Raw genomic sequence first — 14,672 nt, 5'->3', positions numbered from 1 at the left:
CGCCATCCTGCCATGATACAGCTCCTCGTTTCGCCGACCGCAAACGAGGAATCCGCCAACAACCCGTCCGTTCCACCAATTCAACCCGCTCCACCACGCAGGTTTCATGGAATCGGTCGTCTAGATCGCCTTGATCTTGAGAAAGGCGAAAGCCACCATCTTCAGCAGCATCCAGCCGTGGCGAAACCTGGAGATCTGGGTCTCGCCATAGGTGCGCGCGGCGTAGCGGATCGGAAGATCCACCGATTTCAGATTGAGCTTCGATGCGCCGAAGATCAGGTCGAAATCGCCGAACGGATCGAAATCGCCGAAATAGGCCTTTCCGGCTTTCAGGCGCTGATAGTCGCTGCGCCGCAGAACCTTGGTGCCGCAGAGCGTATCCGTATAGCGCTGATTGAGCAGCCAGGAGAACAGATAGGAGAAGATCTTGTTGGCGATCAGGTTGAGGAAGCGCATCGCGCCCTCGTCCATGGGATAGACCAGGCGCGAGCCATTGACGAACTCGCCCTTGCCCGACAGCAGCGCCTCGACGAATTTCGGAATCTGCTCCGGCGGCATGGTCAGGTCGGCGTCAAGAATGATCAGCACGTCGCCGCGCGCCGCGTCGAACGCGGTGAAGACGGCGTCGGCCTTGCCCTTGCCCAGCTGGCGCATCACCTTGATGTCCCTGGAAGGATGCGCCTGCTTGACCCGCTCCATCTCCTCGAAGGTGCCGTCCTGGCTATGGCCCTCGATGAAGATAATCTCGATGTCGCCGCAGAAGTCGGGCATCCGCAGGACAGCCGGCTCGATGTTGCCGCGCTCGTTACGCGCCGGCACCACGACGGTGGCCGAGCCAAACTCCTCCCTCGCCCTGCGGCTCGAGCGCGCGACCATATAGTGCCGCAGCGCCACCTGGCGGATTCCCGGCAGCACGCTGACGAAACGATTGAGGAGGCGCCCGAGCCCGAATATCCGGACCGGCGAGAGCACGCGTTGCTCGGACTTGACCGGATCGAAATCCGCAAGCCTCGCCAGGCTGCGCAAGTCGGACGGCGACAGCACGTTCTGATCCGGCTGCGGCATCCGCAGGCCGATGAGCTCGGCGAATTTCAGCACGGGGTACCAGAGATGCGAGAAGTAACCGATCACCAGCCGCGTATCACGCGTGCAGAGCGGATGCAGCTGGGCGATGAACTTCTGACAATCTTCCAGCGAACCGATCGTATCGAGGACGAGAATATAGTCGAACGGGCCTTGCAGCGCTTCCAGCGTCGCGGGGTCTTCGGCATCGCCTTCGACGAACGTGAGATAGGGGTGGCGCTGTCGCGCGATCCCGATTTGCGTGCCGCAAAAATCTATTCCGACGCCATGTGATGGCGCGAGGCTCGCGAGCGTGTCGCCGACGCCGCATCCGATGTCGAGGACGCGACTTCCCGCCGGGATTAGGAACCGGAGATAGCGTTCGTCCTCGTCGTGAAAAAAGCTGTTCTTCTCACGCCATGCCACGCGGTCCGTGGCGACGCGGTCGGCGTGATCGAGGATGCCTGCTTTTCGCGGAGACAGGCCGCCAGACATGACGGTCATGTCCGTGACAAGACATAGGCCCCGTCGGGCCTGCTCGAACGAGAATTTATCGCGACATCAGGCACCACGGCGCGAGGCGCCGCAGACATAAAACGACACATAAAGCAGTCCCCCCGAACCTGTTGCTACTCAAGCGCAACTGCAGCGGGACTTCAACAGGAACATCATCCGGCGCGCCAGAAATTCTGTCCCAGTCCAGCGACGATCCGATGCTGACCGAACGTGTCGTACCGGCGCGGCGAAGGCTAACGACCGCGCTGCGGACGTCTTCAGGTCGTCGTGAAGACCTCACGTCGCCGGTCGCGCCATTTTCGGCTTATCGCGATGAACGGCTCTTCGATGAACCGCCGGGATGTCCACGCCATCGGCGTGGTCAACAGCACGCCGATGACAATGCTCAACAGGATCGACAGCATGGGCCAGCCGTCGATGGCGCTGATGCGGACCGCAACGCTCAGGCCGATCATGTGGAAGAGATAGAAGCTGTAGGATATCCGGCCGTAGAAGCCGATCACCGGCTCATCCAGCAAACGAATGCCGCGCTGCAGCTCCCCAAACGCGATCAGCGCAACCAGCAGCCCGGATGAACAGGCTTCGAGCAAGATGATCGGCGCGGTTTGCTTTTGCAGGCCGCAATAGAGGAGCAGGACACCGGCCACGACAGCCACCACCATCTGCCGACCGCCGATAGCTTCCACGAGGCGGCGTCCCGAGAAGTGCAGCGCTACGCCAAGCACAAAAGCGTACAAAGGCGCGAGGTTCGTATAGCCGCCGAGCAGGTGCGCATATGGTCCGATGAACGACAGCCCGAACAACACCGAGATCGCCGCGATCAGGACGCGCGGGCCAAACCGCCGGCCGCCCAGGAAGGTCAGAACGATAACCGGTGTTGCGAAGCACTCCACCGTCATCGACCACATCGGCCCATTGATGTCGTGCCGGATCATCAGGGCGTTCAACATCACGTTGAAGGGCGAAAAATCGGACCCGAAGCCCAGATAGAATCCGAAGGCCTCGTGAAGCCCGGCCAGCAGCAGTACGACCGCAACCGCCGCCGGAAACAGCCGGAGAATCCTGTGACGCAGAAATACCGCGATGTCGTCGTTCCGAGCCAGCGAGCGCGACAGCACGAAGCCGCTCAGCACGAAGAAGAGCACCACCGGCGCCATGCCTGTGACATAGGTGTCGGTGAATCGTCCGAACGCATGGTAGCCGACGACAGAGACCGCAGCCAGGCCGCGCAACGACTCAAGTCTAGGCAGGAATTCGAGTTCTTGAACCACGATCGTCCTGACATCCGAGGTCTGGATTTTGGACGGCTTCTTGATCTTGCAGCATCCGCGTTCGCACTTAGCCACAACACGGCACGTCATGGCAATCTATGGAGATGAGATCGTCGGGGCGCCGGGCCCTGATCGCTCGGGAAGCCGGCCAGGCCGGCGATGCGCCGGCAGAATCGGTCATCCCGGCATGAACCTCCCGGCCCCTCACCTCCGACCAATGTCCGAAGGAAACCAACCTCGCCCACCGCGACGGTGTCACGGCTTGAAGGATCGGGTTCGGCCCATGGAGCAGCACAAATCCACCCCGGACGGCCACTCCGGCGCCCCACCGGCTGTGACCACGCCCCCGGCCAGGATACACCGCACCGCGCCCTATTTGCCGGACCGACGCGCCAAAATGCTGGAGCACATGGCGCGCGCCAGATCGGTGCCGCGGCCCCAAGCCGCCAAGGCAACTGAGCCGTCGGGCATGAGCGGCTGGCACATTCTCCGCGCCGCCTATGGCTGCGCAATCCTGTCAGCGATCATCGCGTTCTTTTTCCAATCGCGCGTGCCATTTTACCTCGGGGCATTCATCTTCCTGACCGATGGCGAGCGCATCGAACGCGCGCTCGCAACGATCGGGATCCGGTTCGAGCCGGGAGCGATCGGGCCCGAGATCGTCAAAGGCTTCGTCTCCCTGTTCGGATGGTCTGCTCGTGTCGTTGCGGGACCTAGTCCCCGGCTGGCTCGCGGCATGGATGCCTCCGGCCGAGGCGTCGTGGTCAGTCATCGCCGGCATTGCCCTTGCGATCGTCATCGTCGAAGCGCTCGCGACACGCGCGATGCGGCGCGCATTGCCATGGCTCGGATTGGAGATCAGGTGGGACAGCCTGACCTGGAAGGTGATCAAGCTCGCCCTGGCCATTGGCGCGCTGGTTTTGCTGGCGCTGCACGGGCCTGCCTGAATGCCGCCGCTCAGCTCGGGCCAAGAAGCCCGCGTCAGGTCTCAGTAAGCCGGTCGAGAAGCGGCGAGAGCCTCGACTGCACCGCTGGGTCGCAATGACGTGGTTGTGAATGAGCGCGCCCGATAGCCGGGACGTTTTGCCGCTTACCCCGGCACACTACCGCCCCGGCCATTTACCAGAAATTTACCCTTGCTCCTGAGTGCCGGTATCATTTGCTTAGAATTTGATCGCTACCGTGGAATTACGGAAACAACCAGAAACACGATCTAGCGCCCATGTCCGTCGCAGAGTTCCTCAGGCAGCGTGCAGTCGAAGTAACCGTGAGCGGCAGCTATTCGCTGCATCGCTGGTACGATTGCGAGGGCAAGCTGCGAAACTTCGCCTGCCGCACCAAGCGCGTCTCGCCCTTCCGCATGATCGTCGACGTGCCGGTCGTCGGCAAGGTCGGCGAGCGCGTAACCTCCTACTTCCAGGATTTCGGCGAATTCCAGTGCACCATCAGCGCGACGCTGAAATCGGGCTTCCTGATGGAGCTTGACATGACCCGAGCCCGCCGCGCCTGGATGTCGGAAAAGCTGACCTGGCTCGAAAAGAAGCAGAAGGACGACAGCGTCCTGGACCTGCGCCGTGACGCGCGCTTCGTTCCGCAAGCCTCGCACACATTCCTGACGGTTGCCGACGGCAGCACCCATTCCTGCTTCATCATCGACGTCTCCACGGCCGGCGCTGCGATCTCCTGCGAATACGACCCGCCGATCGGGACCCCGCTTGCCGTCGGCGCCTGCGTCGGACGCGTCGTCCGCAAGTTCGACAATGGCTTTGCGGTGAAGTTCGCCGAGAAACAGCAGCGGGACGACCTCGTCCGCCTGGTCGTGCGCCATGCCGTGCCGCAGCCAGCCTGAAGCCGGTCCAAACCAATCCGTATTGCTGCCCCATCGCGGCCCCATTGCGGGATCAGCTTTTGGGGTCCGTGCCACGTGCCGGGCTTCATTTGCAGACTTTTGAGTTGCGGACTTGCGATCGGGGGACCGGATGGCAGTCGACAAGATCACGGTTGATAAGATCACCTGGGACAGGGTTGGCCGGGTCACCGAGCCCGGGCGCTACATATACACGTTCGGCTGGCTCACCATTACGGCCGACGATCTCGATATCTGGAAGCAGTATCCGCAAGCCGCCTTCACGCTGCTCGCCCACCATTCCCAGCCAGACGAGGCCGCCGTCGGCGATGAATTCCACCTTGGGGCCTTCGACATCGCGCCCGACGCTCCACCGCCGTTCACCACCCATTGAGAGCAGAAAGCACGGGCCCTGCTCGCCTTGCGGGCGCTGGTGTGACGCGCCGTTGCGCAGTGCGCAGGCCTGCTCGGGAACGCATGGCATGCGCGTGGCTTAATCAACGCCATGATTCATATCCCTCCCGCCGACCAGGCCTTCGTGCTGCTGCTCATCGTCTCCTGCCTTGGCACATGCCTCATACGCGCCATCTGGGAGCTCGAGCAGGTGCGAGCCCGCCTGGTGGCATCACCACTCCGCTGACGTGCAACGAAGCGTGACTAAGCGGTCCAGCTGGCCGCGCGGTGGCTTGTCCCGCCTCTGGACTCGCTGCCCGCCCACGTGCATCGTGGATTGAAGAAACCTGCACACTGCCTTGATCTGACTTATCAATCGCGATCCGCTGACAGGCGCGCAGCCGTTACGGTTGACGACGAGGTGGTTCTGTCATGCGATTGATTACGCTCGTATTCTACACGTTGCGGTCCTGATGAACGCCAGCTGTCGCGCTTGTTAAGCAAAGGGACAGCTGGCGCATGACAGATGGTCGCATCGGGAACCGTAGATAAGCGGACTAAGGGAACCTATTTTCGGCGTCGATGTATCTGATTGAAGCGTTACCCACCGTGATCGGAACGGCCGCCATCGCCCCGGCGCTGCTGATGCTGTGGCTTGTCATTGCCGCCGAAGAGCGCCCCGGGCCGCCGGCCCAGGTCTGGACTGCGTTCCTGCTCGGCGCGGCCAGTATCTCCTTGCTGGGTCTCGCCCGGGCCCCCTTCGCCAAGATGGTCGCGGCGCCCGACAATCCCTGGACGGCGCTCGCCATGCATTCGGTTTTCGGCGTCGCGCTGCCCGAGGAGGCGGTGAAGGTGATCGCCATCGTGCTGGTCTCCTCGACCAAGCGAAGAACCTTCGCCAATCCCATGGACACCGTGGTCTATGGCGCCGCTGTCGGCCTCGGCTTCGCGGCTTACGAAAACCTCGCCTATCTGGTGCAGCACGCCGAGATGTGGCGGTCGCTGGCGGCCTTGCGCAGCGTTCTCACCGTGCCGTTCCACGGCGCGCTCGGCATCATCGCAGGCGCCTATCTCACGATCGCGCGCGCCGGCACGGCGCTGGGCGCAAACCGCCACCACCGCGACTGGGCCCGCCTGTCCAGCCGCCTGCTGATCTTCGCCGGTCCGCTGGCGCTGCATTCGGCCTTCGACTTCCCGCTCCTGACCTTGCAGAGAATGCCTGATCTCGATCCCGGCTTGCGGATGTGGCTGGGCGCCGCGAGCCTGCTGATCGGCTTCAGCTCGATCGCCTTCGCCATGCGCCTGGTGCGGCGCGTCGCGCGCCATCACGCGCCGCGAACCGACGTTGCGCGCGAGCGACTCAGCCAGCTGCGCCGGATGTGGGCGCTGCTGCTCGCCGGCGGCGGTGTCGGCTTCCTCGGCCTCGCCTTCGTGCTGACCTCGATCCATCACTGGCTGATCAATCCCGAGCGCAATCTGACGTTGGCGCTGATCCCGATCGGCCTCACCTCGATCCTGCTCGGCCTTGCGCTTCTGGTCGTCACGACCGCGATCTACGTTCTTGGCCGCAACCGCATCCGCACCAGTGGCGAGGGTTTTTCGTCAGCGCACGGCAGCGGCTGATCCGCGGGATGGCAAGCGGGCTGCGCGCATACTAGATTGAGCCGCATCCGCTTCCCGTGACGTGAGAGGCCATCATGACTTCGCCCGAGGATTTTTCACGGCTGCAATCCGCGATGAGCCAGGCGGTCAAGGCGCATTGGAAGGCGTTTCTGTTTGAAGGCATTTTGCTTGCCGTTCTCGGCATCGCCGCGTTGATCCTGCCGCCGCTCGCCAGCCTTGCCATCACGATCTTTCTCGGCTGGATGTTCCTGGTCAGCGGCATCGGCGGATTGATCGTGACCTATTGGGCGCGCGCCACACCGGGCTTCTGGTGGTCGCTGTTCTCGGCGGCCCTCGCCGTGCTCGCCGGCATGCTGCTGTTGGCCCGCCCGATGCAGGCCGTGCTGACGCTGACCATCGTGCTCGGTGCCTACTTCCTCGCCGAGGGTGTCGCCACCATCATGTACGCACTGGAGCACCGCCGCGAGTTGAGCGGCCGCTGGTCGTGGCTGCTGATCTCGGGCCTCTTCGACATCGCGATCGCGTTCATGGTGATCACGGGACTGCCGAGTTCGGCGGAATGGGCCATCGGCGTGCTGGTCGGCATCAACCTGTTGTTCGGCGGCGCCACCCTGATCGGCATGGCCCTGGCGGCACGCAAGAGCAACAGCTGACGCGCCTCAAAGCCCCTGACGCCGATTGGGGGGTGACAAGGAGCCAACGGCGCGCTATATGGCCCCCATGATCACCGTTGCCACCAGCTATTTTTGGTACTTTAGCTACGACAGCTCGCTGGCGGCAGGAGGATCGCGCTCAATCTGAAATATTGAAGCAAACGTCCGAACAAGCCGCCAGACCTGGCGGCTTTTTTATTGGCCGGCAGGTTCTCAAAATGACAGGAGCCCGCCGTGCTGAGCACGACCGACGATCTTCGTATCCGCGAACTGAAAGAGCTGAGCACGCCCGATGACGTGATGCGGGAGGTCCCGCGCACCCTCACGGCCACCCGTGTGGTCATGGCGGCGCGCAACGCGATCCATGCCATCCTTAACGGCCAGGACGACCGGCTTCTGGTCGTGGTTGGCCCCTGCTCGGTGCATGATCCCAAGGCTGCGCTCGAATACGCCGAGCGCCTTGCTGCGTTGCGCGAAGACCTCGCTGACCAGCTTGAGATCGTGATGCGGGTCTATTTCGAGAAGCCGCGCACCACCGTCGGCTGGAAGGGCCTGATCAACGATCCCAATCTCGACGGCAGCTTCGACATCAACAAGGGCCTGCGGCTCGCGCGCAACGTGCTGTCGGCCATCAACAATCTCGGCCTGCCCGCCGGCGCCGAATTCCTCGACATGACGACGCCGCAATACATCGCCGATCTCGTGTCCTGGGCTGCGATCGGCGCGCGCACGACCGAGAGCCAGATCCATCGCGAGCTGGCCTCGGGGCTGTCCTGCCCGGTCGGGTTCAAGAACGGGACCGACGGCAATGTGCGCATTGCCGCGGACGCCGTGAAGTCCGCCTCGCATCCTCATCATTTCATGGCGGTGACGAAGCTCGGCCGTTCGGCGATCGCCTCGACCGCAGGCAATGAGGACTGCCACATCATCCTGCGCGGCGGCAGCAAGCCGAACTACGATGCCGCAAGCGTCGCCGCGGCTTGCAACGATCTGGCGAAATCCGGCGTCGCGCCGCTGGTGATGGTGGATGCGAGCCACGCCAATTCGAGCAAGAAGCCGGAAAACCAGCCGCTGGTCACGGCCGATATCGCCGGCCAGATCTCGGGCGGCGAGAACCGCATCATGGGCGTGATGATCGAGAGCAATCTCGTCGCCGGCCGCCAGGACGTGGTGCCGGGCAAGCCGCTGACTTACGGCCAGAGCATCACCGACGGATGCATTGATTGGGCGACGACGGCAACCGTACTCGAGCAGCTCGCCGATGCGGTCGAGATCCGGCGCAACACCGCGCGCGCCGGACTGCACGAGCGCTCCGCTTAAGCGGGGCAACGGGTGGGCGGGGCGATGCTGTTCGCGTCCTGCCCACCGCGCAGCAGTTCCGACTTAGCAGCCGCGGCAGATGCTCTTGATCTTCTTGTCGAGCAGAGCGTCTTCCTTGTTCACGGGATTGTTCGGGTCGGTCAGATTCTTCTCGTTCGGCACGTCGCCGGCACGCGGCTGGCGGTGACCGACCGGCGCCTGTGGCAACGTTCCCGACGCGGCGCCGCCGGATGTCGATCCCTTGGTGCCGGTCTGCGCAATCGCCGCACCGCCGAGCAAGACCGCGAGCGATGCTGCCACCATGATCTTCTTCATGTCCGTTCCTCCATTCCTCAAACCGGCGTTCTCTGACCGCTCAGATTTCGGGCGGATAGAGATGAACGTCGCCGCAATAGTCGACGATACGATAGCGCGTTTCCGAGGCTGCATCACGTGGATCGGCTGCGGTATTTTGCTCCGCCAACACATAATTCGGTCCGACCGGCGACTTGCCGGCACCGCCCGGTATGTCGATGACGTAGTCAGGCTGACACAGTCCTGACACCCGCCCGCGCAATTGCCGCATCAACTCCTGCCCCAGGGCCAGCGTCGTGCGCAGATGCGCCGTTCCTGGCGCGAGATCGCCGTGATGTAGGTAATAGGGCTTGATCCGGCACTCGACGAAAGCCCGCATCAAATCCGACAAGGTCGTGACGTTGTCATTGACGCCGCGCAACAGGACAGACTGGCTCACCATGGGAATCCCGGCATCGACCAGCCGCGCGCAGGCGGCGCGGGCCGGCCCCGCCAGCTCGCGCGCATGGTTGGCATGCAGTGCCACCCAAGTGGTCGCGCCCTCGACCTTCAGCGCCGCGACCATGTCGTCGCTGATCCGCGCGGGGTCGGCCACGGGCACGCGGGTATGAAGGCGGATGATCTTGACGTGATCGATGCCGGCGAGATCGGCCATGATCTCGCTCAGCCGGCGCGGCGACAGCATCAGCGGGTCGCCGCCGGTCAGGATCACCTCCCATATCTCGCCATGCGTGCGGATGTAATCGATCGCGGCGCGATAGGCGCTATCCGAGAGCGCGTTCTCCTTGCCGGGCCCGACCATCTCGCGGCGGAAGCAGAAGCGGCAATAGACCGCGCAGACGTGAACGAGCTTGAACAGCACGCGATCGGGGTAGCGATGCACGATGCCCGATACCGGCGAATGCGGGTGGTCGCCAATCGGATCGGCGTTTTCGCCCGGCTGCATCTCTAGCTCCGCGGCGGTCGGAACGAACTGCCGTGCGATCGGATCATCGGGATCCGATTTGTCGATCAGATCGACAAGCGCCGGCGTGATCGCGACCGCATAGCGCGCGGCAACGCGTTCGAGCGCCGGCAGCGCCGTAGCAGGCGCGAGGTCCGCGGCCACGAGTTCGGCTGGCTCACGCAATGTCCGTGCAAGACTGGTCTTCGTCATGTTTCACTTAACGTTTCATTTGCAGGCGGTGTCCACACCACCTGATCAATCCGTGTTGCGCCGCTCGCCAGCATCACCAGCCGGTCGAAGCCGAGCGCGACACCGCTCGCCTCGGGCATTTGGGCGACCGCAGCCAGGAAATCCTCGTCTAGCGGATAGGCCTCGCCGTAGCGGCGCTGCTTCTCCGCCATGGACTCCGTGAAGCGCTTGCGTTGTTCCTCGGCGTCGGTGAGTTCGCCAAAGCCGTTGGCGAGCTCGACGCCGCAGGCATAAACCTCGAACCGTTCCGCGACCCTGGGATCGTCGGCCTTTACCCGCGCCAGCGCCGCCTCTGGAGATGGGTACTCGAACAGAATGGTCAAACGTCCCTGCCCCAGATGCGGCTCGACATGCTCGACCAGAACCTTGCTGAAGATATCCGACCAGGTGTCGTCTTCGGCGATGCGGACCTTGCCGGCGGCCGCCTGGGCGAGCGCGGCACGGTTAGCCTCGTTGCCCGAGATTGTCGACAGCAGGTCGATGCTGGCGAAACGCTCAAAGGCACCCGCGACCGTCAGCAACTCCGGCTCGGCGAAGGGATCGGCGGTCCGGTCCCGGAAGGCAAAGGTCCCGATTCCGGTCGCCTGCGCAGCGCGGGCGATGACCACCACGGTATCGGCCATGATGGCGTCATAGGGGGTGCCCGCCCGGTACCATTCCAGCATGGTGAATTCGGGCAGATGCAGGTCGCCGCGCTCGCGGTCGCGGAACACCCGGGCGAACTCGAAAATCCGCTCCTCGCCGGCCGCCAGCAGCTTCTTGCAGGCGAATTCGGGCGAGGTCCGTAAGTAGCGGCCAGCCCGGCTGCCATCGGGCCGGATGAGCTCGGTCCGGGGGGCGTGCAGATGGGTCTCATTGCCCGGGGAGACCTGGAGGACGGCGGTTTCGACCTCGACGAAGCCCTGCTCGGCGAAAAAGCCCCTGAGAGACCCGGTGATGGCCCCCCTGGCCTGGAGGAACGGCCGCCGGTCGAGGTGCCGGCGGGGTGTCCAGAACGGCGAAATCGGCTTGTCCCCCGTCATTAGGCGATCGTCCCGCAGGCCAGCAAAATGCTGGCATTCAACGACAAAATGCGTATGTTGCGGCCCGAAACGGGCGCCGAGGTCTGATTTGAGGCCCCAAGTTCCCCATCCATTTGACCACGTCCTGGCCTGAGCCGGGCCAAGCAAGCAGGAAATATAGCTTTGAGAGTCATCGCCAGTTCTATTCGCAAGGGCAACGTGATCGAGCAAGACGGCAAGCTCTATGTCGTCGTGACCGCCGAGAACATCCATCCCGGCAAGGGCACTCCGGTCAGCCAGATCGAAATGCGCCGAATCTCGGACGGGGTAAAGATCTCCGAGCGCTACAAGACCACCGATCAGGTTGAAAAGGCCACGATCGAAGAGCGCAACTTCACCTACCTCTATGAAGATGGTGACGGCTACCACTTCATGAACCCGGAAACCTATGATCAGGTGCAGGTGTCCAAGGACGTGATCGGCGACGCGGCCGCCTATCTCCAGGAGAGTATGACGGTCAAGCTGTCGACGCACGACGTCAACGTGGTGTCGATCGCGTTGCCGCAGCGCGTGACGCTGGAAGTGGTCGAGACCGAGCCCGTGACCAAGGGCCAGACCGCCTCATCCTCCTACAAGCCGGCGGTGCTCTCCAACGGCCTGCGTACGACCGTGCCGCCGCACATCGCCGTCGGCACCCGTATCGTGGTGATGACCGAAGACGGCTCCTACTCCGAGCGCGCCAAGGACTAGGCAAGAGATCGAGGATCGGAACAGGTGCCGCCGGGGGGCGAGACAGTGGGTAGGAACGGTTTCCGCTTCGTCTCGCTTCTGCTGGCGTCGCTTTCGCTCCCCTTTGCGACGCCGCTCGCTGCGGACGAATTCCGCAGCCCCTCACTCACAGCGTTGCGCGTCGATTGGCGCACAGCGCTCGACCAGCTCCGTACCGAGATCAATAGCCACCCCCAGGTCGCCGGCGATTTCATCTTCGTGCCGCGCCGTTCGGTGCCGCGCTTCGATCCGCGCGCAATGCCGGCGCTGGTGCAGCTCAACGCGGTCTCCTCGCAATTCTTCACCGGCATTGCCCGCAGCCCCGTTCCCGTGCTGCTGCCGTTCGATGCCGCTGCCTATCTCGAGGCGCAACGCAGCGGTGCACGATCCCCGCTGGCTCTGCCGCGCTACCAGGCCGATTTCAATCCGGTCGACGTGTTCGACGCCGGTCCCGCCGGCTACAGCGCGACATTCTCGCTCGAGCCAGGCGCCGGCGACGGCATGCCTTCGCGCACCTTCGCAAAGCCGGTCGAGGTGCAGATCACCGGTTCGGCACTTGTCTACGACATCGCCGATCCCGCCGGCGGCAAGGGCGAGCCGGTGAAGCCGCTGGCGACAATCTACCCGGACCTGCGCAAATTCATCCGCGAAGGCTATGTCCGCTACGCCTTCAGTCGCTTCGGTGCCGCCTATGTGGTGTCGATCCAGTGCCTGGACAGCGTCGCGAAGCCGCGGCGGCTCGCCTGCAAGGAGGCCTACCCCGTTGCCGAGCGCTTCCTGAAGGCGCTGCATATCGCCGGCGGCCAGCGCATGCGGCCACTGATGGACATTGCCTCTGATCTGATCGACCGCCCAGCCGCACGTTCGACGGATTTCAGCTACCGGCCGAGCGGCGACATCATCCCGAACTCCGGCTATCGTAAGCAGGGCGGCCATCCCGATCCGATGGCCTATTCGCAGATCCGCTTTCCGCTCGAGAAGGCGCCGGCCTTCGTGCATTCGCAATCCTACGCCAAGCGCGACAAGGACGATGGCCCGACCGCCTATCCCTGGCGTGACAATTTCTGCGAGTCACGCAGCTTCGAGGTCTGGCAGTGCGGCGGCGGCTATGGCCACCAGGGCGAGGACATCCGCGCCGCCGAATGCCCGTCGCCGGGCGACGGCCGCGAACCCTGCGATCCCAGGCAGCGCAGCGTCGTCGCCGCGCGCGACGCCATTGTGATCCGTGGCTCCAAGGACCAGGCTGCGACGCTCGAGGTCAACAGCCGCACCGAGCACATCCGCTTCCGCTACATGCATATGAATCCGCAGGCGTTGAACGCCGACGGAGTGCTCAATGGCCGCATCGTCACCGAAGGCGAGAAGATCGGCGTGATCTCCAACTACCTTGACCACCCCGCGGGTACGTCGATGCACCTGCATTTCGACGTCCAGGTATTCACGCGCGACGGCTGGATCTGGGTCAGCCCCTACGTCACGCTGGTCTCGGCTTATGAGCGCATGATCCGCGCCCGAGGCCGCGAAGTCGGCCCGGAGATCGCAAGCACCCCGCAGCCCGTCGCACACGCGCAGCCCGAGGATGCGATCAAGCCCGATCAGCGCGAGGGATCGAGCGGCGAAGAGAACTGACGCGCGGCTCGCGCAGCCGACCGCATTTCGATGACCCATCAATGACAGCGCGCCACGCTCGGCCAGACCCGATTTCGGGCCCGCTCCGCCTGACCCGACCTTCTCTGGCCCCAGAATTGCTTGGCTCCCCGCAGCCAAACAGGATGAAGGGGAAGTTCATGCGTTGTCTCACCACGGCGGCCATTCTCGCAGTCGCCTTCGCCGTGCCGGTTCATGCGGAGGAATTGAGCGGCACGCTGAAGAAGATCAAGGACACCGGCGCGATCACCCTCGGGATACGAGACAGCGCCGTGCCATTCAGCTACATCGACGACAAGCAAAAGATCGTCGGCTACGCGGTCGACATCTGCATGAAGATCATCGACGAAATCAAGGGTGAGCTCAAGCTCGACAAGCTCGAAGTCAATGAGAATATCGTTACTTCGTCCACCCGCATTCCGCTGATGGCGAACGGAACTGTCGATCTCGAATGCGGCTCGACCACCAACAATGCCGATCGCCAGAAGCAGGTGTGGTTCACCAACACGCATTTCCTTACGGCGAGCCGCTTCGTCTCGAAGAAAGCGCTGAAGCTCGATCAGGTCGATGACCTCAAGGGCAAGGCCGTCGTCTCGGTCTCCGGCACGACCAATATCACCCAGCTCAACAAAGCCAACGCTGCACGCTCGCTCGGCATCACCGTGATGAACGCAAAGGACGTCCCCGAAGCATTCCTGATGGTCGAGACCGACCGCGCCGTGGCCTTCGTCATGGACGACATCCAGCTTGCGGCGATGATCGCCTCGTCAAAGGATCCGTCGCTCTACGCCATCAGCACCGGCGCATTTTCCGATCCGGAGCCCTACGGCATCATGCTGCGCAAGGACGATGTGCCGTTCAAGACTGTCGTCGATCGGGCAACCGCCAAGCTCTACAAGAGCCCCGAAATCGAGACGATCTACAACCGATGGTTCATGGAGCCGGTACCGCCGCGCGGCCTCAACTTCCACGTCCCGCTGCCGGCCTCGCTGAAAAAATCGTTCGAGAACCCGTCGGACAATCCCGATCCTGCATCCTACGGAGGATGAGGACAGCTTGAGGCGTCGCCCGGATTGCGCTTTG

General features: G+C 63.5%; 14 protein-coding genes. 8 read left to right on the top strand and 6 right to left on the bottom strand.

Annotated elements, in window-relative coordinates:
• Nucleotides 1-120 precede the first annotated feature (120 nt).
• The 3 genes from ABID58_RS17670 to ABID58_RS17660 all read right to left on the bottom strand — a co-directional run bounded on the left by ABID58_RS17670 (nt 121) and on the right by ABID58_RS17660 (nt 3,741).
• Nucleotides 121-1,566, bottom strand: coding sequence for a glycosyltransferase (locus ABID58_RS17670; RefSeq protein ID WP_354033560.1), 1,446 nt, complete (start codon nt 1,564-1,566; stop codon nt 121-123).
• A 269-nt stretch (nt 1,567-1,835) separates the two neighbouring features.
• Nucleotides 1,836-2,849 (bottom strand): acyltransferase family protein, encoded by a 1,014-nt coding sequence (locus tag ABID58_RS17665; protein ID WP_354033558.1) that lies wholly within the window; start codon nt 2,847-2,849, stop codon nt 1,836-1,838.
• A gap of 517 nt (nt 2,850-3,366) precedes the next feature.
• Nucleotides 3,367-3,741, bottom strand: a complete 375-nt coding sequence (locus ABID58_RS17660; RefSeq protein ID WP_354033556.1) for a hypothetical protein — start codon at nt 3,739-3,741, stop codon at nt 3,367-3,369.
• Between the two features lie 330 nt (nt 3,742-4,071).
• Here ABID58_RS17660 and ABID58_RS17655 point away from each other — a divergent pair, with 330 nt between their 5' ends.
• The 5 genes from ABID58_RS17655 to ABID58_RS17635 all read left to right on the top strand — a co-directional run bounded on the left by ABID58_RS17655 (nt 4,072) and on the right by ABID58_RS17635 (nt 8,684).
• Nucleotides 4,072-4,698, top strand: coding sequence for a PilZ domain-containing protein (locus tag ABID58_RS17655; RefSeq protein ID WP_354033555.1), 627 nt, complete (start codon nt 4,072-4,074; stop codon nt 4,696-4,698).
• A 130-nt stretch (nt 4,699-4,828) separates the two neighbouring features.
• Nucleotides 4,829-5,089: a hypothetical protein gene (locus ABID58_RS17650; RefSeq protein WP_148753888.1), complete on the top strand. Its 261-nt coding sequence runs from the start codon at nt 4,829-4,831 to the stop codon at nt 5,087-5,089.
• Nucleotides 5,090-5,670: 581 nt separating this feature from the next.
• Nucleotides 5,671-6,711, top strand: a complete 1,041-nt coding sequence (locus ABID58_RS17645; protein WP_354033553.1) for a PrsW family glutamic-type intramembrane protease — start codon at nt 5,671-5,673, stop codon at nt 6,709-6,711.
• 74 nt (nt 6,712-6,785) lie between these two features.
• Nucleotides 6,786-7,364 carry an HdeD family acid-resistance protein gene (locus ABID58_RS17640; protein ID WP_148753886.1) on the top strand — a complete coding sequence of 193 codons (579 nt, stop codon included), beginning with the start codon at nt 6,786-6,788 and terminating at the stop codon, nt 7,362-7,364.
• A 234-nt stretch (nt 7,365-7,598) separates the two neighbouring features.
• Nucleotides 7,599-8,684 (top strand): 3-deoxy-7-phosphoheptulonate synthase, encoded by a 1,086-nt coding sequence (locus ABID58_RS17635; RefSeq protein WP_354033551.1) that lies wholly within the window; start codon nt 7,599-7,601, stop codon nt 8,682-8,684.
• A gap of 63 nt (nt 8,685-8,747) precedes the next feature.
• On the opposite strand, the gene ABID58_RS17630 is transcribed toward ABID58_RS17635, so the two are convergent.
• The 3 genes from ABID58_RS17630 to epmA are packed head-to-tail and all read right to left on the bottom strand — an operon-like array spanning nt 8,748 to nt 11,195.
• Nucleotides 8,748-8,999, bottom strand: a complete 252-nt coding sequence (locus ABID58_RS17630) for a hypothetical protein (RefSeq protein WP_148753884.1) — start codon at nt 8,997-8,999, stop codon at nt 8,748-8,750.
• 40 nt (nt 9,000-9,039) lie between these two features.
• Nucleotides 9,040-10,134, bottom strand: a complete 1,095-nt coding sequence (locus tag ABID58_RS17625) for a lysine-2,3-aminomutase-like protein (RefSeq protein ID WP_354033550.1) — start codon at nt 10,132-10,134, stop codon at nt 9,040-9,042.
• Nucleotides 10,131-11,195, bottom strand: coding sequence for an EF-P lysine aminoacylase EpmA (gene epmA / locus ABID58_RS17620; protein ID WP_354033549.1), 1,065 nt, complete (start codon nt 11,193-11,195; stop codon nt 10,131-10,133). Before epmA ends, ABID58_RS17625 begins: the two co-directional genes overlap by 4 nt.
• 162 nt (nt 11,196-11,357) lie before the next feature.
• Here epmA and efp point away from each other — a divergent pair, with 162 nt between their 5' ends.
• The 3 genes from efp (at nt 11,358) to ABID58_RS17605 (ending at nt 14,638) form a co-directional block, all read left to right on the top strand.
• A complete protein-coding gene (gene efp / locus ABID58_RS17615; protein ID WP_148753881.1) occupies nt 11,358-11,924 on the top strand; it encodes an elongation factor P in 567 nt (188 codons plus the stop codon).
• 24 nt (nt 11,925-11,948) lie between these two features.
• Nucleotides 11,949-13,571, top strand: coding sequence for a M23 family peptidase (locus ABID58_RS17610; protein WP_354033548.1), 1,623 nt, complete (start codon nt 11,949-11,951; stop codon nt 13,569-13,571).
• 158 nt (nt 13,572-13,729) lie between these two features.
• The gene (locus ABID58_RS17605) at nt 13,730-14,638 is read left to right on the top strand and encodes an amino acid ABC transporter substrate-binding protein (protein WP_148753879.1); all 909 of its coding nucleotides are present in this window, start codon (nt 13,730-13,732) and stop codon (nt 14,636-14,638) included.
• Nucleotides 14,639-14,672: the final 34 nt, after the last annotated feature.

Origin of the sequence: Bradyrhizobium sp. S3.2.6, assembly GCF_040546885.1 — a bacterium.
GTDB lineage: Bacteria > Pseudomonadota > Alphaproteobacteria > Rhizobiales > Xanthobacteraceae > Bradyrhizobium > Bradyrhizobium cytisi.
This window is presented reverse-complemented; position numbering and strand designations above follow the sequence as displayed.